This window comes from Streptomyces sp. NPDC088785, assembly GCF_044750685.1.
In the GTDB taxonomy this organism is placed as follows: domain Bacteria; phylum Actinomycetota; class Actinomycetes; order Streptomycetales; family Streptomycetaceae; genus Streptomyces.
On record NZ_JBIVKH010000001.1, the window covers coordinates 25,551 to 45,718 of the forward strand.

Annotated in this window: 17 protein-coding genes; 9 read left to right on the top strand and 8 right to left on the bottom strand. The window is 72.6% G+C overall.

Annotation, left to right across the window (positions count from 1 at the left end; all coding sequences use genetic code 11):
• Positions 1-160 precede the first annotated feature (160 nt).
• A complete protein-coding gene (locus ACIP5K_RS00105; RefSeq protein ID WP_401403227.1) occupies positions 161-1,210 on the top strand; it encodes a glycoside hydrolase family 6 protein in 1,050 nt (349 codons plus the stop codon).
• A gap of 25 nt (positions 1,211-1,235) precedes the next feature.
• On the opposite strand, the gene ACIP5K_RS00110 is transcribed toward ACIP5K_RS00105, so the two are convergent.
• From ACIP5K_RS00110 to ACIP5K_RS00125, 4 genes are all read right to left on the bottom strand, one after another.
• On the bottom strand, positions 1,236-3,206 hold the full coding sequence (locus ACIP5K_RS00110) for a galactose oxidase-like domain-containing protein (RefSeq protein ID WP_401403230.1): 1,971 nt from the start codon (positions 3,204-3,206) through the stop codon (positions 1,236-1,238).
• Between the two features lie 3 nt (positions 3,207-3,209).
• Positions 3,210-4,970 (bottom strand): glycosyltransferase family 2 protein, encoded by a 1,761-nt coding sequence (locus ACIP5K_RS00115; protein WP_401403233.1) that lies wholly within the window; start codon positions 4,968-4,970, stop codon positions 3,210-3,212.
• 706 nt (positions 4,971-5,676) lie between these two features.
• Positions 5,677-5,970 carry an MTH1187 family thiamine-binding protein gene (locus ACIP5K_RS00120; RefSeq protein WP_401403234.1) on the bottom strand — a complete coding sequence of 98 codons (294 nt, stop codon included), beginning with the start codon at positions 5,968-5,970 and terminating at the stop codon, positions 5,677-5,679.
• Complete coding sequence (locus ACIP5K_RS00125) at positions 5,967-6,320, bottom strand: DUF3817 domain-containing protein (RefSeq protein ID WP_401403237.1); 354 nt, start codon at positions 6,318-6,320, stop codon at positions 5,967-5,969. The genes ACIP5K_RS00120 and ACIP5K_RS00125 overlap by 4 nt, the downstream gene beginning before the upstream one ends.
• A gap of 133 nt (positions 6,321-6,453) precedes the next feature.
• Between ACIP5K_RS00125 and ACIP5K_RS00130 the strand changes: the two genes are divergently transcribed.
• The 4 genes from ACIP5K_RS00130 (at position 6,454) to ACIP5K_RS00145 (ending at position 9,123) form a co-directional block, all read left to right on the top strand.
• Positions 6,454-7,092, top strand: a complete 639-nt coding sequence (locus ACIP5K_RS00130; protein WP_401403239.1) for an AIM24 family protein — start codon at positions 6,454-6,456, stop codon at positions 7,090-7,092.
• Complete coding sequence (locus tag ACIP5K_RS00135; RefSeq protein WP_401403242.1) at positions 7,092-7,748, top strand: AIM24 family protein; 657 nt, start codon at positions 7,092-7,094, stop codon at positions 7,746-7,748. The genes ACIP5K_RS00130 and ACIP5K_RS00135 overlap by 1 nt, the downstream gene beginning before the upstream one ends.
• On the top strand, positions 7,745-8,521 hold the full coding sequence (locus ACIP5K_RS00140) for an AIM24 family protein (protein WP_401403245.1): 777 nt from the start codon (positions 7,745-7,747) through the stop codon (positions 8,519-8,521). The genes ACIP5K_RS00135 and ACIP5K_RS00140 overlap by 4 nt, the downstream gene beginning before the upstream one ends.
• 125 nt (positions 8,522-8,646) lie before the next feature.
• A complete protein-coding gene (locus tag ACIP5K_RS00145; RefSeq protein WP_401403248.1) occupies positions 8,647-9,123 on the top strand; it encodes a MarR family winged helix-turn-helix transcriptional regulator in 477 nt (158 codons plus the stop codon).
• Positions 9,124-9,188: 65 nt separating this feature from the next.
• Here ACIP5K_RS00145 and ACIP5K_RS00150 read toward each other — a convergent pair whose 3' ends face one another.
• Together ACIP5K_RS00150 and ACIP5K_RS00155 are read right to left on the bottom strand one after the other, a co-directional pair.
• The gene (locus ACIP5K_RS00150; RefSeq protein WP_401403250.1) at positions 9,189-10,634 is read right to left on the bottom strand and encodes a sensor histidine kinase; all 1,446 of its coding nucleotides are present in this window, start codon (positions 10,632-10,634) and stop codon (positions 9,189-9,191) included.
• Positions 10,631-11,302 carry a response regulator transcription factor gene (locus ACIP5K_RS00155; RefSeq protein ID WP_401403253.1) on the bottom strand — a complete coding sequence of 224 codons (672 nt, stop codon included), beginning with the start codon at positions 11,300-11,302 and terminating at the stop codon, positions 10,631-10,633. The genes ACIP5K_RS00150 and ACIP5K_RS00155 overlap by 4 nt, the downstream gene beginning before the upstream one ends.
• Before the next feature lie 126 nt (positions 11,303-11,428).
• Between ACIP5K_RS00155 and ACIP5K_RS00160 the strand changes: the two genes are divergently transcribed.
• On the top strand, positions 11,429-12,058 hold the full coding sequence (locus ACIP5K_RS00160) for a PepSY domain-containing protein (RefSeq protein ID WP_401403256.1): 630 nt from the start codon (positions 11,429-11,431) through the stop codon (positions 12,056-12,058).
• A 14-nt stretch (positions 12,059-12,072) separates the two neighbouring features.
• Here ACIP5K_RS00160 and meaB read toward each other — a convergent pair whose 3' ends face one another.
• The gene (gene meaB, locus ACIP5K_RS00165) at positions 12,073-13,029 is read right to left on the bottom strand and encodes a methylmalonyl Co-A mutase-associated GTPase MeaB (protein WP_401403259.1); all 957 of its coding nucleotides are present in this window, start codon (positions 13,027-13,029) and stop codon (positions 12,073-12,075) included.
• A gap of 37 nt (positions 13,030-13,066) precedes the next feature.
• Positions 13,067-14,269, bottom strand: a complete 1,203-nt coding sequence (locus tag ACIP5K_RS00170; RefSeq protein WP_401403262.1) for an acetyl-CoA C-acetyltransferase — start codon at positions 14,267-14,269, stop codon at positions 13,067-13,069.
• A 138-nt stretch (positions 14,270-14,407) separates the two neighbouring features.
• Between ACIP5K_RS00170 and mce the strand changes: the two genes are divergently transcribed.
• From mce to ACIP5K_RS00185, 3 genes are all read left to right on the top strand, one after another.
• Positions 14,408-14,848, top strand: coding sequence for a methylmalonyl-CoA epimerase (mce, locus tag ACIP5K_RS00175; RefSeq protein ID WP_401403265.1), 441 nt, complete (start codon positions 14,408-14,410; stop codon positions 14,846-14,848).
• 239 nt (positions 14,849-15,087) lie between these two features.
• On the top strand, positions 15,088-19,038 hold the full coding sequence (scy, locus tag ACIP5K_RS00180; protein WP_401403267.1) for a polarized growth protein Scy: 3,951 nt from the start codon (positions 15,088-15,090) through the stop codon (positions 19,036-19,038).
• A gap of 184 nt (positions 19,039-19,222) precedes the next feature.
• Entirely contained in the window at positions 19,223-20,158 is a 936-nt protein-coding gene (locus tag ACIP5K_RS00185) for a cellulose-binding protein (RefSeq protein ID WP_111668265.1), read from the top strand.
• The last annotated feature ends 10 nt before the right edge of the window (positions 20,159-20,168 follow it).

The following is a 20,168-nucleotide window of genomic DNA, read 5'->3' on the forward strand; positions in this document are numbered from 1 at the left end:
TTCCGCCCCCGCGGCCGGGGCGGGGCCCGCGCGGCGCAGGCCGGGACGGCTGCCGCCGGGCGCGCGACAGGGCGGGCCGCGGCGGCGCCGGGTACCCGGCGACAAGCCTCCCTTATGCAACGATTGCCGGAATTGCCCGCGTCCCGACCCAGGGGGCAGGATGCCCGTCCCGTCCGTCCGTCCTTCGGCCCGCACGCTCACCCGCGCCGCGGCCGCCGCCCTTCTCCTGTCCGCGCTCACCACCGGCTGCTCCGGCGGCGGTGGCGACGGCGGCTCCGCACGCGAGGCCGAGCAGCCCGGGCGGACCGCGCCGTCGGCCGCCGCCGCCGACACCTCGCCGTTCTGGGTCGACCCCGGCTCCGCCGCCGCGGCCCAGGCCGCGCGGTGGCAGCGGCAGGGCCGCACCTCCGACGCCGCCGCGGTGCGGCGCATCGCCGAGCACCCGCAGGGCATGTGGGCGCCGGGCGACTATCCGCGCCCGGCGATCGCCGAGGCCGGGGAGCAGGCCAGGAAGGCCGACAAGACGCTGGTCCTGGTCGCGTACAACATCCCGCACCGCGACTGCGGGCAGCACTCGGCGGGCGGCGCGCACAGCGCGGACTTCTACCACCAGTGGGTCGACGCGTTCGCGACCGGCATCGGTGACACCAAGGCCCTCGTCGTCCTCGAACCGGACGCGCTGGGCCACATCGTCGACGGCTGCACCCCGGAGGAGTACCGGGAGGAGCGCTACCAGCTGATCGGCTCGGCGATCGACCGGCTGAAGCGGCAGCCGAACACGAAGGTGTACGTGGACGCCGGCAACCCCGCCTGGATCCCCGACGCCGCCAAACTCGTCGAGCCGCTGCGCAGGGCGGGCGTCGAGCGGGCCGACGGCTTCGCCCTGAACGTCTCGAACTTCCAGACGGAACGGGCCAGCTCGGCCTACGGCAAGCGGCTCTCGGGGCTGCTCGGCGGCGCCCACTTCGTCGTGGACACCAGCCGCAACGGCGCGGGCCCCTACCCGGCGGCCGGCGCCGACGCCTGGTGCAACCCGCCGGGCCGCGCCCTCGGCACCGCCCCGACCACCAGGACCGGCGACCCGCTGGCCGACGCGTACCTGTGGGTCAAGCGGCCCGGGGAGTCGGACGGTACCTGCCGGGGCGGGCCCGCGGCAGGCACCTGGTGGGCGGAGTACGCGCTGGGCCTGGCCCGCGCCGCCCACACCTGACGCGGGCCGGCGCGGGCCGCGCGGCTCAGTCGTCGCCGACCTTGACCCAGGTGGCCTCGGACGACACCCCGTCCTTGTCCGTCACGAACAGCATGTACCAGCCCGGCGGGACCAGGGCCCGGTCGGTCGGCACGTCCACCGTGACCGCGCCCTTCGACCGGGTCAGGCCCAGTTCGACCGAGCGCTGCTCCACGTCCGTCGTGTGGGTCACGGCGGACGGCCGCATCAGGCGCGCCTTGACGATCCGGTCGGCGGCGTCCGTCCGGTACGTCGCTTTGTGGTCGCCGGGCAGGGTCCGCGGGCCGGCGCCGAGGACGGGCCGCCGGTCGCCGCCCTTGTGCAGCGCGGGCGGGGTGAAGATCTCCATGCGCTGCTCGAAGTGGCCGAGCTTGGTGTTCTGCTGGTCGTCGAAGAGCGGGTCGGAACCGAAGGTCACCACCCGCCCGTCGGGCAGCAGCAGCGCCTCCGAGTGGTAGTTGCGGCCGACCTTGGGCGAGGCCGCCTCGCGGAAGGCGTTCCGCGCGGGGTCGTAGAACTGCGCCGCGAGGATGTTGCTGGCGCCGCGCCCGCGGTAGTCGGAGGAGCCGTTCGACGTGAAGACCGAGTCGTCCGGCATGATCACGCTGTTCAGGTACCGGGTGCCCTGCGGCAGCCGCGGCCCCTCCTTGAACCGCGGGTTGTCCTCCTTGAGGTCCACGACCGCGGTGCGCGAGGTGGCCCGCTCCGACTCGCCGACGCCACCGCCGCCCAGGATCATCACCTTCTGGTCCTGGGCCGGGGGCAGCAGCAGGGACGCCGACGTCTCCGTCTCGTCCTCGTCGGTGAGCCCCGGAACCTTCTCGAACGTGTTGGTCCGCACGTCCCACAGGCCCGGCGCCCGGCCCTTCTCGGCGGGCCCGTACCCGGCGTTGGACGCCGGGTAGAAGAGCTTGCCGCCCTTGGTCAGGAACAGCGCCGGGTAGGTCGGGAAGTACCGCTTGGGGCCCATCGACCACTTCTTGGTCCGCGGGTCGTAGATCTCGTTGTCCCCGGGGTCGATGACGCCGACGTCGTCGAGCCCGGACACGGCGAGCACCTTGCCGTCCGCCAGGCCCACCAGCGTGGGGTACCAGCGCGCCTTCTGCATGGGGTCGACGGGCACGTACTTCTCGGCGACCGGGTCGAACTCGTACGCGGCCCTGATCCCCTGGAAGTCCTGCTTGTCCATGGTGATCTTCTCGGAGAGCCCGTACGCGTTGTCGGCGTCCTCACCCTTGAGGCCCTCGATCTCGTACTGGGCCTGCTCGGCCGTCTCGTACTGCTTGCCGTCGGCCGCCGCCTCGACGAAGACGCGGGCCTCGCTCGCCTTGATCTTCGTCTTCCACGGCTGCATGACACCGGCCGCGTTGTAGCTGATGTCGTAGGAGCGCTTGGCCTTGGGCACGGTCACGTCGAACCGGGACACGTACTCGACCCCGTCCGGGGAGCGGAACCTGGTCCCCTTCTTCAGGACCACCGGCCGGTCGGGGCTCTCGTTCTTGACCCGCATCCCGCCGCCGGCCCGCTTCACCTCGCCGTCGAGGAGTTCGTAGCGGGCGGTGCCGCCCGCCACCAGCATCCGGCCGTCGGGGAGCGCGGCGTGCCCCGAGCAGAAGAAGTCCTCCGGGGTGGCGATCTTCTTGAAGGTGTTCGCCTCGGGGTCCCACAGGACGGTGTCGAACGAGCCGGCGTCGAACTTCTTCTGCTCGTTGCCGGAGCCCGCCACGATCAGCACCTTGCCGGTGTGCAGCAGCGCCGCGTGGATGGCGTTGGTGCGGAACCGCTCGGGGATGTCGACCGCCGTCCACGAGCCGTACTTGGCCTGGTATTCGGGCTGGGCGATCTTCCATGCCTCGTACTTCTCGGAGGCGAGGTTCCAGGCGGCCGGCGCGTTGAGGCCGACCAGGAGGGCGATGCCGCCCGCGCCCAGGACCGTCTTCTTCGTCCGCTGGGAAGGCCGGTAACCGTTGAAGGCCATGGGTCAGTTCCCTCCTGTGCTGGTGCTGGAGACGCGCGGCCCGGCGAGGGCGGGCTCCGGCTTCTCGGACATCGCGGGCTCGGCGGCCGCGGCCGCCGCACGGCGCTGCGCCACGCTCCACACCACCGGGGGCGCGAGGGCGATGCACAGGGCGAGCACCGCCCAGGTCCGCATCGCCACGTGCGTGTGGTCGAGGACGACGGACGCGGCGAGCGACAGGGCGAGCACGCCCGCCCAGAAGAGGTGGACGCGGAAGGTCAGCATCCGGTCGGCCGTGGCGTCGCCGCCCTTCGGCGTGACGACGAACCGGGACGGGCGGCGCAGCAGCGCGGCGCCCAGCGACTTCAGGTAGATCGGCGCGGAGATCGCCGACATGCCCATGCCCGCGAGTCCGCCGGACCCCTCCGGCTCGTGCGGCGAGACGTTGTGCCGCCGGTTCCACAGGTAGAGGCCGATCTGGAGGGCGGCTGCGTCGCTGTAGAGCATCAGCCACACGGAGGCGGAGACCTGGGTGCCGGACGCGCCGAACCAGAGGAACAGCACGCAGCTCACCACGCCGAGCAGCCAGTTGACGGCCGTCATCGGGTAGTAGACGAGCATCATCGTGTACGAGAAGAGCCGGCCGGCCGGCATGCTGAACGGCGCCTTCCAGTACTGCTTGAACAGCGTCTCGTACGTCCCGCGCGACCAGCGCAGCTGCTGGGTGAAGAAGTCCGTCCAGGAGGCGGGCCCCTCGCCGACGGCGAGCACGTCGGGGGTGTAGACCGAGCGCCACTTGACGCCGGTGGCCGGGTTGGCGTGCCGGTGGATCTCGAACCCGGTCGCCATGTCCTCGGTGATCGAGTCGGCGAAGCCGCCGATCTGCTTCAGGGCGCTGATCCGCACGACGTTGTTGGTGCCGACGAACATGGGGGCGCGGTAGCGGTTGCCCGCCCGCTGGATCAGCGCGTGGAAGAGGAACTGCTGGGACTCGGCGGCCTTGGTGACCGGTGAGTCGTAGTTGCCGTAGACCTGCGGCCCGACGACGAACGCGACGTCCGGGTCGCGGAAGTAGCCCAGCATCCGCTCCAGGAACTCCGGCACCGGTACGTGGTCAGTGTCGACGGACGCGAAGAAGTCGTAGTCGGCGTGGTGCGCGGCGAGCCAGGCGTTGTAGTTGCCGTGCTTGGTACGGGTCTTGTGGGCGCCCTTCGCGCGGTTCCACTCCTCGACGCCGTGGCGCGTGAAGTGCCGGACGCCCAGCTCGGCGCAGAGGGCACGGGCGCGGGGGTCGTCCCCCTCGTCGAGCAGCCACACGTCGAGCGGGCCGTCGTGGCTGATGCGGACGGCGCCCTCCAGGGTGGCGCGGACCATCGACAGGGGTTCCTTGCCGGGGACGTACGTCGTCAGGAACGCGACCCGGGTGCCCGGTTCGGGCCGGACCGGGACGGGGTCCCGCGCCACCAGTGTCGCGTGGGCGATGGAGACGACGTTGACGACCATGAACAGCTCGATGAGGCCGATCGACACGAGCATCACGATGTCGAGCTGGACGAGCCAGCGGGCGCCGCCCTCGCGTTCCACCCAGTGGCTGGGCCACACCAGGTAGACGAGCAGGATCCCGGTGAGCACCGGGGCCAGCGTCATCAGGAGGACCGCGCGTATTCGGTGGGGCTCGCGGGAGAGGAGTGAGGTGTACTGCACCCGGTAGCCCTCGGCGGGCGGCTCGGTGAGCGGTCCGGCGAGTCTGCTGTAGGTGTCGTAGTCATAGCCCTCAGGCCGCACAGCGCCCTCCAGGTTCCCGTCGTCGCCCGGCCGCTGGTGACCGAGCGTATCGATACCCTCACAAAAGGTGACTTTCGTGGGCGTGTCGAACCGGAAGGGGCGTACGAGTGAGGTAGGGCGTGTCGATTCACGGGGGCGGGTGAATCGGGCACTGGCGCGGGGTTCCCCGCGCTGCCGGGTAGTTGTTCGTCCGCGGGCCGGTGGGGCTTCTCGCGCAGTTCCCCGCGCCCCTGAGGCATGCGCTACGCGCAGCCTCCCCCCGAGGCTGCGCTCCGCGCGCCTCTCCGGAGAGGCGGGACGATGGCGCGCCTCTCCCGGGAGGCGACACGGCGGCGCGCCTCTCCTGAAGGGCACGACGGTGCGCCTCTCCCGGGAGGCGACACGATGGCGCGCCTCTCCTGAAGGGCACGACGGTGCGCCTCTCCCGGGAGGCGACACGATGGCGCGCCTCTGCTGAAGGGCACGACGGTGCGCCTCTGCCGGGAGGCGGGACGGGGGCGCGCCTCTCTGATGAGATGGCGCACGCAGTGCGCATCTCAGGGGCGCGGGGAACTGCGCGACCAGCCCCCACCGGGCCGCAGACGACGAACCACCCAGGGGCGCGGGGAACTGCGCGAGACGCGGCCACCGGCCCGCAGGCGACGAACCACCCAGGGGCGCGGGGAACTGCGCGACCAGCCCCCACCGGACCGCGGGCCGGGGTGGGTCAGGTGGTGAGGTGGCGCTCCACGGTGGCGACCTTCGAGGTCAGCCCGTCGGTGACCCCGGGACGGATGTCGGCCTTCATGACCACGGAGACCCGGGGCGCCCGCGCCTCCACCACGGCGACGGCCCGCTTCACGACGTCCATCACCTCGTCCCACTCCCCCTCGATCGACGTGAACATGGCGTCGGTGCGATGGGGCAGCCCGGACGCACGGACGACGCGCACGGCGTCGGCGACGTACTCCCCCACGTCCTCACCGACCCCGAGCGGCGTCACGGAGAAAGCGATGATCATGCGTTGACGATCCCTTCCTGACGGGCGCGGGCCGCGATCGCCGCGTCCACGGCGCTCTCCGACTCCCGCTTCAGCTTCCGCTCGGCGAAGAACCCGCCGGTGGGCAGGACCGAGAGGACGAAGTAGAGCGCGGCCCGGCCGAAGCCCCACTTGGCCCGGTTCCAGGCGTCCAGCCAGAAGAGGACGTACAGCACGAACAGCACGCCGTGCACCATGCCCATGACGGGCACGGCGTTGAAGTCGGACGTCCGCTTCAGCACCGAGCAGACCAGCAGCAGGATGAAGGAGACGGCCTCGGGCGCGGAGACCAGACGGAGGCGGCGGATGGCGGAGGCGGTCTTGATGTCCACGGGGCACCTTTGACTGGAGTGGTCGACGGGGCGGGCAGTGATCTTGTGAAAGCGCGCACAAGCGTTCCCCATTGTGGCACCGTCCGCCCACCGCCCTGTCGGCGGGCTGCCCGCCCCCGCTACCGTCGACCCCGTGGCAACGTTCCGGCTCCAGGGCAGCAAGGTGCTCGCCGTCGACATGACGGGCGACGGCGTGAAGGCGAAGAACGGGTCGATGGTCGCTTACGACGGCCGGATGGCGTTCAAGAAGCTGAGCGGGGGTGGCGAGGGGATACGCGGGATGGTGACCCGCCGCATCACGGGTGAGCAGATGACCGTGATGGAGGTGAAGGGCGAGGGGACCTGCTGGTTCGCGGACCGGGCGGCGGAGATCAACCTGGTCGGGCTGCGGGGCGACCGGCTCTGGGTCGAGGCGAGCAATCTGCTGTGCACGGACGCGGGCCTGCGCACCGGCACCAGTTTCACGGGGATGCGCGGCGCCTCGCAGGGCAACGGGCTGTTCACGACGACCGTCGAGGGCCACGGCCAGGCGGCGATCATGAGCGACGGCCCGGCGGTGGTGCTGCGGGTCAGCCGCGACCACCCGCTGACCGTCGACCCCGGCGCGTACGTGGCGCACCAGGGCGACCTGCGGCAGTCGTTCCAGTCGGGCGTCACCTTCCGCACCTTCCTGGGGGAAGGCGGCGGCGAGGCGTTCCAGATCCTCTTCGAGGGCGACGGGCTGGTCTACGTACAGCCGAGCGAGCGCAACACGATCGCGGGGGATGTGTGATGCCGGCGGACTTCCGCGAGATCAACTCGAAGATGGTCGAGGCGACCGTCGTGCCGGGGCAGCGGCTCTACAGCCAGCGCGGCGCGATGCTCGCCTACAAGGGGGACGTCTCCTTCACGCCCGACGTGCGGGGCGGGCAGGGCGGACTGATGTCGATGGTCGGACGGCGGGTGGCGAACGAGGCGACGCCGCTGATGACGGTCGAGGGCAGCGGCACGGTGCTGTTCGGGCACGGCGGCCACCACGTGCAGGTGATCCGGCTGTCCGGCGACACCCTCTATGTGGAGGCCGACCGGCTGCTCGCCTTCGACGGGGCGCTGCGGCAGGGGACCATGTTCATGGGCTCGCAGGGCGGGGTGATGGGGATGGTGCGCGGGCAGGTGACCGGACAGGGACTGTTCACGACGACACTCAAGGGGCACGGCGCGGTCGCGGTGATGGCGCACGGCGGTGTCATCGAGGTGCCGATCACCCCGCAGCGGCCGGTGCACGTCGACCCGCAGGCGTACGTCGCCCATCACGGCGACGTCCGCAACAGGCTGTCGACGGCGCTCGGCTGGCGGGACATGGTGGGCCGCGGCAGCGGCGAGGCGTTCCAGCTGGAGCTGAGCGGGAGCGGCGCGGTGTACGTCCAGGCGTCGGAGGAGAAGCTGTGACCGGTCCGGTGATCTTCGACCCCAGGACGCTGCCGGTCGACGACAACGTCAACGCGTACACCTTCTGCGTGGAACTGAAGAGCAGTCAGTGGTTCCTCCAGAAGGGCAAGATGATCGCCTACTACGGGCGGATGGAGTTCAACGGCATCGGGCACGGCCGGCTGGACCGGCTGGTGCGCACCTCGTTCCACTCGCCGCTGCACGCGAGCGACTGGGTGGTGGCGGAGGGCAGCGGCAAGATGCTGCTCGCGGACCGGGCCTTCGATGTCAACTCCTACGACCTGGACGACGGCAACCTGACCATCCGGGCGGGCAATCTGCTCGCTTTTCAGCCAACTCTCTCGCTGAAGCAGTCCATCGTGCCGGGGTTCCTCACACTCATTGGCACCGGCAAATTCGTCGCGGCTTCAAACGGTCCGGTGGTCTTCATGGAACCGCCCATCCGCGTAGATCCACAGGCCCTCGTCGGGTGGGCGGACTGCCCGTCCCCGTGCCACCACTACGACCACGGCTATCTGACCGGCGTCATCGGCGGTCTACGTGCGATGACGGGGATCGGCGGGGTCAGCGGCGAGGAGCACCAGTTCGAGTTCGTGGGCGCGGGCACGGTGCTGTTGCAGTCGAGCGAGGCGCTGATGCCGGAGACGGCCACGGGTGACGTGCCTCACCAGGCGGGCGTACCGGGCGGCGGTCCGGGACCCGGCGCAGGTCAGTCACCGGCACCGAGGCTTCCCGGACAGCTCGGGGACCTCCAGCGTCGCTTCGGGCTGTGAGCGGTAGTCTGCGGAGTGTGACGTCGAACGCGTGACCCTTTTCCGTACCGCCAGGTCACCGGCGCGATCGATGTCACCATCCTCACATTCGTTCGCCTTTCAACTTCTTAGGTAGAATCGATTCCATGGAGACCGATACGGCCACGCGGTGGCTGACCGACGAGGAACAGTGCGCCTGGCGCACCCACCTGGAGGTCAACAGACTGCTGAACTACCAGTTGGAGAAAGACCTCCAGCCCTTCGGCCTGACGATGAACGACTACGAGATCCTGGTGAACCTCTCCGAGGCGGATGAGCACCGGATGCGGATGAGCGACCTGGCCGCGGCGACCCTTCAGTCCAAGAGCCGGCTCTCGCACCAGATCACCCGGATGGAGAACGCGGGGCTGGTCCGCCGCGAGAACTGCGAGTCGGACCGGCGCGGCCTGTACACGGTCCTCACCGACCTCGGCCTGGAGACCATGCGGAAGGTCGCCCCCTTCCACGTCGCGTCCGTGCGGCAGAACTTCGTGGACCTCGTCTCGCCGCAGGAGCTGGCCGACCTCCGCACGGCGCTCGCGCCCATCGCGGAACACCTGCGTTCGCAACGCGGCAAACCGTGACGTCCGCGAACGGCTGAGGCGGCCGCCCGCGGAGGACCGCCGACCTCCCCCGTGGACACCCGCGCTCAGTCCGCGGGCAACCGCAGTTCGAACAGTGCCCCGCCGCGCGGCGCGGCGCGCACCGTCAGGGTGCCGCCGTGCCGCGCGGCCACGTCCCGCGCGATGGCCAGGCCGAGCCCCGCCCCGCCGCCGTCCCGGGACCGCGCGTCGTCGAGCCGGACGAACCGCTCGAAGATCCGCTCCCGCTCTCCCGGCGGCACGCCCGCGCCGTCGTCGGCGACGGTGAGGACCGCCGTCCCCGCGTCGAGCCCCACCCGCACCTCCACGGCGCCGGCCGCGTGCCGCTGCGCGTTGTCCACGAGATTGCCGAGCACCCGGGCCAGCTGCCCGTGCGAGCCGGTGACCGGGGCCGGGCGCCCGGCGTCCACGGTGACGGGCACCCGGTCGCCGGTGCGCTGCGACAGCTCCTCGCGCGCCAGGGCCGCCAGGTCCACGTCGCCGCCGCCCGGCCGCTCCCCCGCGTCGAGCCGGGCGAGCAGCAGCAGGTCCGCGGCGAGCTCCTGGAGCCGCACCGTGTCCTCCACGGCGCCGGCCACGTCGAGGAGGTCCGGGTGGGCGGCGCCGACCTCCAGCTGGGTGCGCAGCGAGGCGATGGGGCTGCGCAGTTCGTGCGAGGCGTCGGCGACGAACCGCCGCTGCCGCTCGACCGACTCCTGGAGCGCGGCCAGCGTCTCGTTGGTGGTCGCGGCCAGCCGGGCCACCTCGTCGTGGGTGTCCGGTTGCGGCACCCGGCGCCCGAGGTCCTGCGAGGCGGTGATGGCGGCCATCTCGGCGCGGATGCCCTCGACGGGCCGCAGCGCGCGCCGCGTCACCAGGTACGTGACGGCGCCGACGACGACGAGCAGCAGCGGGAAGCCGGTCAGCAGCGCGGTGGACGTCGTCGTCACCGCGCTCTGTTCGGCGGCCCGCGAGGCGCCCGCGTAGACCTTCAGGTCGCCGTACGGGGTGTCGTCGACCTCCACCTCGGCGAACCGGTAGTCGGCGGCGTCGCCGTCCACGGTGGCGCTGCCGTCGTGGTAGTCGGTCGAGCCGGACACCGTGCCACCGGCGTCGTCGTCACCACCGCCGCCACCGCCACCGCCGCCACCGCCGTGCCGGTCGCCGTCCCCGTCGTCGTCGCGCCGGGCGGCGACGGGCTCGACGGCGGTGGTGCCGGTCCCGGCGATCCGCTCCAGGTCCTCGGTGGCGGCGATCAGCCGGCCGTCGTCGTCCACGACCTGCACCGGGTGGTCCTCGTCGTCGAGGTCGAGCCGGTCCGGTGCGACCCTGCCGACCAGGGACGTGGCGACGCGGCGCGCGGCGGAGTCGGCGGCCGCGTCGGTCTGCCCGCCGAGGTTGCCGCGCAGCGCGAGCAGGACGGCGGCCCCGGCCGCGACCAGGGCGACGGCGACGACGAGGGTGGCGGCGAGCGCGGCACGCGCGCGTACGGAGCCGAGGAGGCGCCGCCTCACCGCGGGGCCTCCAGCCGGTAGCCGGCGCCGCGCACGGTCCGGATGAGGGACGCGCCGAGCTTGCGGCGCAGGGCGCTGACGTACACCTCGACGATGTTCGGGTCGCCGTCGTAGGCGAAGTCCCACACGTGGTCGAGGATGTCGGCCTTGGAGACCACCTCACCGGCGCGCGCGACGAGCTGTTCGAGCACCGCGAACTCCTTCGCGGTGAGCGGCACCTCGCCGTCCTCGGCGTGCGTGACACGGCGCGCGGCCGTGTCGACGGCGTACGGGCCGACGGTGTGCACCGGGTTGGCCCGGCCCGCGGCGCCGCGCCGCCGCAGCAGCGCCTTCACGCGCGCGACGAGCACGACGTACGAGAACGGCTTGGTGAGGTAGTCGTCGGCGCCCGTGTCCAGGCCCTCGGCCTCGTCGTACTCGCCGTCCTTGGCCGTGAGCATCAGGATCGGCACGTCGTTCCCGGCGGCGCGCAGGGCGGCGCAGACCCGGTAGCCGTTCAGGCCCGGCAGCATGATGTCCAGGACGACCAGGTCGTACGGCGACCCGCTCGCGCGGTGCAGTCCTTCGAGGCCGTCGTGGACCACGTCGACGGCGTACCCCTCGGCGGTCAGCCCCTTCGCGAGCGTCACGGCGAGCCGCTTCTCGTCCTCCACGATCAACAGGCGCATGGGGTTCAGGGTCGCAGGTGGTTCCTGAAGGCTTCTTCAGGTTCCTTCAGCGGGGCTTCAGGGTCGTTCGGGCAGGTTGGTCCCCGTCGCACTCCACGCGACGCACTCCACGAAGGGACGGACCCCATGAAGCGCCGTACGACCGTCATCTCCGCCATCGCCGCCGTCGCGCTGATCGGCGGGGGGACCGCCACGGCGGTCGCCCTCTCCGACGACTCGGGCCGGGACACCGCCGCCTCCCGGTCGAGCGTGGCCGTCAGGGACGACGGCGCCGGTGACGCGCGGGAGAACGCCGCCGAGGCCCGGAGCGCCAGGATCACGGCCGGGGAGGCGATCGCCGCCGCCCTCAAGCACACCCCGGGGGTCGCGGCCGAGGCGGACCTCGACTCCGACGACGGCCGGCTCGTCTGGGACGTCGACGTGCTCGGCTCCGCGCGGCACCACGTCGAGATCGACCCCGGCACGGGCGAGGTGCTCGGCTCGCACGTCGAGAAGAAGGAGGACGACGACGATCCGGCGCGGGCCGCCGCCGCCCTGAAGAAGGCGCCGACCTCGGCCTCGGACGCGGCGCGGGCCGGTGCCGCGAAGGGGACGGTGACCTCGGTGGAGGCCGACGACGACGGCCCGGTGACGTTCTGGGAGGTCGAGACGGCGTCGGCGGACGGCACGGAGCACGAGTGGCACGTGGACCTGCGGTCGGGGGCCGTCACCGCGGACCACCGGGGTGGCGACGACGACCACGGTGACGACGACTGACCCCCGTCCCCCGGTCAGCCCCGGGTGAGGCCCTCGACGAGTTCGTCGGCGGCCCGGTAGGGGTCCAGGTCGCCGGAGACGATGCGGTCGGCCAGGGCGTCCAGGCGGCGGTCGCCGCGCAGGTCCCCGATCCGCTCGCGCAGGGCGGTGACCGCGATCGTCTCGACCTCGCGGGACGCGCGCGCCACCCGCCGCCCGGAGAGCACCCCGTGCTCCTCCATCCACGCCCGGTGCTTCTCCAGCGCCTCGACGACCTCGTCGATGCCCTCGCCCCGCGCCGCGACGGTCTTCACGATGGGCGGGCGCCAGTCACCGGGCGCCCGGGACTCCCCGAGCCCCAGCATGTGGTTCAGCTCGCGGGCGGTGGCGTCCGCGCCGTCCCGGTCCGCCTTGTTGACGACGTACACGTCGCCGATCTCCAGGATCCCGGCCTTGGCCGCCTGGATCCCGTCGCCCATCCCGGGCGCGAGCAGCACCACGCTCGTATCGGCCTGCGAGGCGATCTCCACCTCGGACTGGCCGACGCCCACGGTCTCGACCAGGACGACGTCGCACCCGGCGGCGTCCAGCACCCGGATCGCCTGGGGCGCGGCCCACGCGAGCCCGCCCAGGTGCCCGCGGGTGGCCATGGAGCGGATGTACACCCCGGGGTCGGAGGCGTGCTCGGACATCCGCACCCGGTCGCCGAGCAGCGCGCCGCCGCTGAACGGCGACGACGGGTCGACGGCCAGCACCCCGACCCGCTTCCCGGCCCGCCGGTACGCGCCGACCAGCGCCGACGTGGAGGTCGACTTGCCGACCCCGGGCGATCCGGTGAGCCCGACCACGTACGCGTTCCCGGTCAGCGGGGCGAGCGCGGCCATGACCTCGCGCAGCTGCGGGGACGCCCCCTCCACCAGCGAGATCAGCCGGGCGACGGCCCGCGGCCTGCCCTCTCTCGCCTGGGCGACCAGCGTGGGGACGTCCTGCATCACAGCTCCGTTCCGTCAGACCCGTACCTCGAACCGGTCACGCCTTGGGTACCCGCACCACGAGCGCGTCACCCTGGCCGCCGCCGCCGCAGAGCGCGGCCGCGCCGACCCCGCCGCCGCGCCGCTTCAGTTCCAGGGCGAGGTGCAGCACGATGCGCGCGCCGGACATCCCGATCGGGTGACCCAGGGCGATGGCACCACCGTTGACGTTCACCCTTTCCGAGGACACGCCGAGGTCCTTCATGGACTGCACGGCGACGGCCGCGAACGCCTCGTTGATCTCGATCAGGTCAAGATCCTCGACGCCGATGCCCTCCTTCTTCAGGGCGTGCCGGATCGCGTTCGAGGGCTGCGACTGGAGCGAGTTGTCCGGGCCCGCCACATTGCCGTGCGCGCCGATCTCCGCGATCCACTCCAGGCCCAGCTCCTCGGCCTTGGCGCGGCTCATGACGACGACGGCGGCGGCGCCGTCCGAGATCTGCGAGGACGTGCCGGCCGTGATCGTGCCGTCCTTGGCGAACGCCGGACGCAGCTTGCCCAGCGACTCCGTGGTGGTCTCGGCGCGGATGCCCTCGTCCGTGCCGAACAGCACCGGGTCGCCCTTGCGCTGCGGGATCTCCACCGGCGCGATCTCGGCCTCGAACAGGCCGTTCTTCTGCGCCGCGGCGGCCCGCTGGTGCGAGAGCGCGGCCACCTCGTCCTGCTCGGGGCGGGCGATGCCGAGCCGGGTGTTGTGCTTCTCCGTCGAGGCGCCCATGGGGATGTTCTCGAAGGAGTCGGTCAGGCCGTCGTGCGCCATCGCGTCGAGCATCTCGACCGCGCCGTACTTGTAGCCCTCGCGGGACTTCGGCAGCAGGTGCGGGGCGTTCGTCATGGACTCCTGGCCGCCCGCGACCACGACGTCGAACTCACCCGCACGGATCAGCTGGTCGGCGAGCGCGATGGCGTCGAGGCCGGACAGGCACACCTTGTTGATGGTGAGCGCCGGGACGTCCATGGGGATGCCCGCCTTGACGGCGGCCTGGCGCGCCGGGATCTGCCCCGCCCCGGCCTGGAGCACCTGGCCCATGATCACGTACTGCACCTGGTCGCCACCGATTCCCGCACGGTCGAGGGCGGCCTTGATCGCGAAGCCGCCCAGATCGGCTCCGGAGAAGGACTTGAGGGACCCCAGCAGACGGCCCATGGGCGTCCGGGCGCCCGCGACGATCACTGAGGTGGTACCGGTCGTTCCAGACATGAGGCACGGCCCCTTGGGAGATGAGGAGTGAACGAGGGTTTACTCGAATGTACTGAGCGGTACGCCGCCCGTCACCGGCCAGTGAATGTGATCGCGCGCACGTTGCGTAACCACGGCGGACCGCGCTGCACTTGACCCATGCTGACGCGAATCGACCACATCGGGATCGCCTGTCACGACCTCGACGCGACCGTCGAGTTCTACCGGGCCACGTACGGCTTCGAGGTGTTCCACACCGAGGTCAACGAGGAACAGGGCGTGCGCGAGGCCATGCTCAAGATCAATGAGACCGGCGACGGCGGCGCCTCCTACCTCCAGCTCCTGGAACCGACCCGGGAGGACTCCGCGGTGGGCAAGTGGCTGGCCAAGAACGGCGAGGGCGTGCACCACATCGCCTTCGGTACGGCGGACGTCGACGCCGACGCCGACGCCGTCAGGGACAAGGGCGTACGCGTCCTGTACGACGAGCCCCGGCGGGGTTCCATGGGGTCGCGCATCACGTTCCTGCACCCCAAGGACTGCCACGGCGTACTGACCGAACTGGTCACCTCCGCACCCCAGGAGTCGGCCGACCACTGACCTCCGCATACTCGGGCCGGTAGGGTTGGGGAGCGACTGCCGTCACCGGCGGACAGTCGCGGGCCGGGGTCCGGGTATCGGGGGACGAGGGTCGGAGCGGCAGGGCCGGAGCGTGTGGGCCCCCAGCGCCGACTGCGTACTCCTTGTCGATCTGACACCATTCCCCGGGGGCCCCGTCCGGCGGACGGACGGAGCTCGTCAGGAAGAACTTGCGACCAGGGGACGGATGGGACCGCGCAGTGCGGGGCTACGAGAGCCAGGACGGCCGGCGGCCGGCTGAGACCGACCATCTCTCGCGGTTCGAAGCCGAGATGGAGCGGCTGAAGACCGAGCGGGAGAAGGCCGTCCAGCACGCCGAGGACCTGGGCTACCAGGTGGAGGTGTTGCGCGCCAAGCTGCACGAGGCGCGCCGCAGCCTCGCGTCCCGGCCTGCCTATGACGGGGCGGACATCGGCTATCAGGCCGAACAGCTGCTCCGCAATGCCCAGATCCAGGCCGAGCAGCTGCGCGCCGACGCCGAGCGCGAGCTGCGCGAGGCCCGGGCGCAGACCCAGCGCATCCTCCAGGAGCACGCCGAGCAGCAGTCCCGGCTCCAGTCCGAGCTGCACACCGAGGCGGTCAACCGCAGGCAGCAGCTCGACCAGGAGCTGGCCGAGCGCCGCCGCACGGTCGAGACCCACGTCAACGAGAACGTGCAGTGGGCCGAGCAGCTGCGCGCCCGCACCGAGCAGCAGGCCCGCCGGCTGCTCGACGAGTCCCGCGCCGAGGCCGACCAGTCGCTGGCCGCCGCCCGCGCCGAGGCCGAGCGGGTCGCCGCCGAGGCCAGCCGCCGGCTGACCGGCGAGGCGGAGACCGCGCGCGCCGAGGCCCAGGCGCTGCTCGCCCGCGCCCGCCAGGACGCGGAGCGCCTGCTCAACGCGGCGTCGGCGCAGGCCCAGGAGGCCACCGACCACGCCGAGCAGCTGCGCACCAGCACCACCGCCGAGTCGGACGCCGCCCGCCGCCAGGCCGGCGAGCTGAGCCGGGCCGCCGAGCAGAAGATCGCCGAGGCGGACAGCGCCCTGCGCGAGGCCCGCGCCGAGGCCGACAAGGTCCTGACGGAGGCCAAGGACGCCGCAGCCAAGCAGCTCGCGAGCGCCGAGTCGGCCAACGAGCAGCGCACCCGCACCGCGAAGGAGCAGGTCGCCCGGCTCGTCCAGGAGGCCACCAAGGAGGCCGAGACCACCCGGTCCGAGGCCGAGCAGATCGTCGCCGACGCCAAGGCCGAGGCCGAGCAGCTGATCGCGCAGGCCACGGAGAAGGCCCGTACGGTCACCGCGGAGGAGACCGCGGGCGAGCTGGCGAAGGCCGCCCGCACCGCCGAGGACGTGCTGAACAAGGCCTCCGAGGAGGCCAAGTCGACGACGCGGGCCGCCACCGAGGAGGCCGAGCGGATCCGCTCCGAGGCCGAGGCGGAGGCGGACCGGCTGCGCGCCGAGGCGCACGACATCTCCGAGCAGCTCAAGGGCGCGGCCAAGGACGACACCAAGGAGTACCGGGCCAAGACGGTCGAGCTCCAGGAGGAGGCGCGCCGGCTGCGCGGCGAGGCCGAGCAGCTGCGCGCCGAGGCCGTCGAGGAGGGCGAGCGGATCCGGGCCGAGGCCCGCCGCGAGGCCGTCCAGCAGATCGAGGAGGCGGCGCGGACCGCCGAGCAGCTGCTCGCCAAGGCGAAGGCCGACGCGGACGAGTTGCGCGCCGGGGCCACGGCCGAGGCCGAGCGGGTCCGCACCGAGGCCATCGAGCGCGCCACCGGCCTGCGCAAGCAGGCCGAGGAGACCCTGGAGCGCACCCGCGCCGAGGCCGAGCGGCTGCGCGCCGAGGCCGACGAGCGGGCCGAGGCCACCCGCGCCGAGGCGGAGCGCGCCGCGCAGACCCTCAAGGACGAGGCCGAGGAGGCCATAAGGAACCGGCAGGACGAGGCCGCCCGCGAGCTGACCCGGCTGCACACCGAGGCCGAGGAGCGCCTCACGGCGTCGGAGACGACGCTCACCGACGCCCGGGCGGAGGCCGAGCGGCTGCGCCGGGAGGCGGGCGACGAGGGCGACCGGCTGCGCGCCGAGGCCGCCGAGCGCGCCCGCACGCTCCAGACGCAGGCCGAGACGGAGGCCGAGCGGCTGCGCACCGAGGCCGCCGCCGACGCCTCGACGACCCGTTCCGAGGCCGAGAACATCGCCGTACGGCTGCGGTCCGAGGCCGCGGCCGAGGCCGAGCGGCTGAAGACCGAGGCGCAGGAGTCCGCCGACCGGCTGCGCGCCGAGGCCCAGACGGCCGCCGAGCGGATCTCCGCCGAGGCCGCCGAGACGCTGGCCGCCGCGACCGAGGAGGCCGCCCGCCGGCGCCGCGAGGCCGAGGAGACGCTCGGCAGCGCCCGCCAGGAGGCCGACCAGGAGCGCGAGCGGGCCCGCGAGCGGAGCGAGGAGCTGCTGGCCGTCGCCCGCGCCCGGGTCGAGGAGGCGCAGACCGAGGCCACCCGGCTGGTCGAGGAGGCGGACCGGCGGGCCACCGAGCTGGTCTCCGCCGCGGAACAGACCGCGCAGCAGGTGCGCGACTCCGTGTCCGGGATGCAGGAGCAGGCCCAGGAGGAGATCGCGGGGCTGCGCTCGGCCGCCGAGCACGCGGCGGACCGCACCCGGCAGGAGGCGCAGGAGGAGGCCGACCGGGTCCGCTCCGACGCGTACGCGGAGCGCGAGCGGGCCGCCGAGGACGCGAACCGGCTGCGGTCCGAGGCGTCCACCGAGACGGAGGCCGCGAAGTCCCTGGCGGAGCACACGGTCTCGGAGGCGATCGCCGAGTCCGAGCGGCTGCGCGGCGAGGCCGCCGAGCACGCCCAGCGGGTCCGCACCGAGGTCTCCGACCTGCGTTCGGCGGCCGACCAGGACGCCTCGCGCACCCGCGCCGAGGCCCGCGAGGACGCCAACCGCATCCGGTCGGACGCCGCCACCCAGGCCGACACCCTGATCGGCGAGGCCCGCACCGAGGCCGAGCGGCTGACGGCGGAGACGAACGCCGAGGCCGAGCGGCTCACGGCGGAGACGAACGCCGAGGCGGAGCGGGTCCGCGCGGAGTCCGCCGCAGCGGCCGAGCAGCGCGTCACCGACGCCACCACCGAGGCCGAGCGGCTGCGCACCGAGTCGGCCGCGCAGGCGGAGAAGCTGGTCGCGGACGCGTCGGGCGAGGCGGAGCGGCTGCGGGCCGAGGCCGCCGAGACGGTCGGTTCGGCGCAGCAGCACGCGGAGCGGATCCGTACCGACTCCGAGCGGGTCAAGGCCGCGGCCGCCGAGGAGGCGGAGCGGGTCACCGCCGCCGCGCGCGACGAGGCCGAGCGCACCCTGGACGAGGCCCGCAAGGACGCGAACAAGCGCCGCACGGAGGCCGCCGAGCAGGTCGACACGCTCATCACGGAGTCCGCCGCCGAGGCCGACAAGCTGACGCGCGAGGCGCAGGAGGCGGCGCAGAAGACGACCGCCGACGCCGAGGCGCAGGCGGACACGATGGTCGGCGCCGCCCGCACCGAGGCCGACCGGCTGATCGCGGAGGCGACCGTCGAGGGCAATACGACGGTGGAGCGGGCCCGCACGGACGCGGACGAGCTGCTGGTCGGGGCCCGCCGGGACGCCACGCAGATAAGGGAGCGGGCCGAGGAGCTGCGCGACCGGATCACGGGCGAGATCGAGGAGCTGCACGAGCGGGCGCGCCGCGAGTCCGCGGAGACGATGAAGAACGCGGGCGAGCGCTGCGACGCCCTGGTCAAGGCCGCCGAGGAGCAGCTGGCCGAGGCCACCGCCAAGTCCAAGGACATCCTCAACGACGCCAACTCGGAGGCCGGGAAGGTCCGGATCGCCGCCGTCAAGAAGGCCGAGGGTCTGCTCAAGGAGGCCGAGCAGAAGAAGGCCGTGCTGACGCGCGAGGCGGAGAAGATCAGGGCCGACGCCGAGGAGGAGTCCGCCGCCATGATCGAGAAGGGGCAGCGGGACCTGGACGTGCTGGTCAGACGCCGCGAGGACATCAACGCCGAAATCTCCCGTGTCCAGGACGTGTTGGAAGCGTTGGAGTCTTTTGAGGCTCCGTCCGGACCGGGCAAGGACGGCGGCGTCAAGGCCGGCGCTGCGGCAGGGGCTACCCGATCGGGTGGCAAGGGGGCAGAGGGCTAGCCAGGAGACCAAGTAACGTGCTTGAAAAGGTCGTTCGGCCCTACTCCTGGCAAGTGCTCAGCAGCTACGCCACTCAAAAGGGGTGTCATTCTCCAGATCAAACAGGCATCTGCTCGATGACACGCCGCTTTGGCCCCTAGGATTCCCTCTATCACCTCACCCGGTCTCATTCGACAGGAACCCCATGAGCGACACTTCCCCCTACGGCTTCGAGCTTGTGCGGCGTGGGTACGACCGCGCTCAGGTGGACGAACGAATCTCCAAGCTCGTCTCCGACCGTGACAGCGCTCTCGCTCGCATCACTGCTCTGGAAAAGCGCATCGAGGAACTCCACCTCGAGACGCAGAACGCCCAGGCCCAGGTGAACGACGCGGAGCCGTCGTACGCCGGTCTCGGCGCCCGCGTCGAGAAGATCCTCCGCCTCGCCGAGGAGGAGGCCAAGGACCTGCGCGAGGAGGCCCGCCGGGCCGCCGAGCAGCACCGCGAGCTCGCCGAGTCGGCGGCGCAGCAGGTGCGCAACGACGCGGAGTCGTTCGCCGCCGAGCGCAAGGCCAAGGCGGAGGACGAGGGCGTCCGGATCGTCGAGAAGGCCAAGGGCGAGGCGTCCACGCTGCGCTCCGAGGCGCAGAAGGACGCGCAGTCCAAGCGTGAGGAGGCGGACGCCCTCTTCGAGGAGACCCGCGCCAAGGCCGCCCAGGCCGCCGCGGACTTCGAGACGAACCTGGCCAAGCGCCGCGAGCAGTCCGAGCGCGACCTGGCCTCGCGTCAGGCCAAGGCGGAGAAGCGCCTCGCGGAGATCGAGCACCGTGCGGAGCAGCTCCGGCTGGAGGCCGAGAAGCTGCGCACGGACGCCGAGCGCCGCGCCCGGCAGACGGTGGAGACGGCCCAGCGCCAGGCCGAGGACATCGTGGCCGACGCGAACGCCAAGGCGGACCGCATCCGCTCGGAGTCCGAGCGCGAGCTGGCGGCGCTCACCAACCGCCGCGACTCGATCAACGCGCAGCTCACGAACGTGCGCGAGATGCTGGCCACGCTCACCGGTGCGGCGGTCGCCGCCGCCGGCGCGCCCGTCGAGGACGAGCCCATCTCGCGTGGGGTCCCGGCGCAGCAGTCCCGCTGAGTCCGCGCCC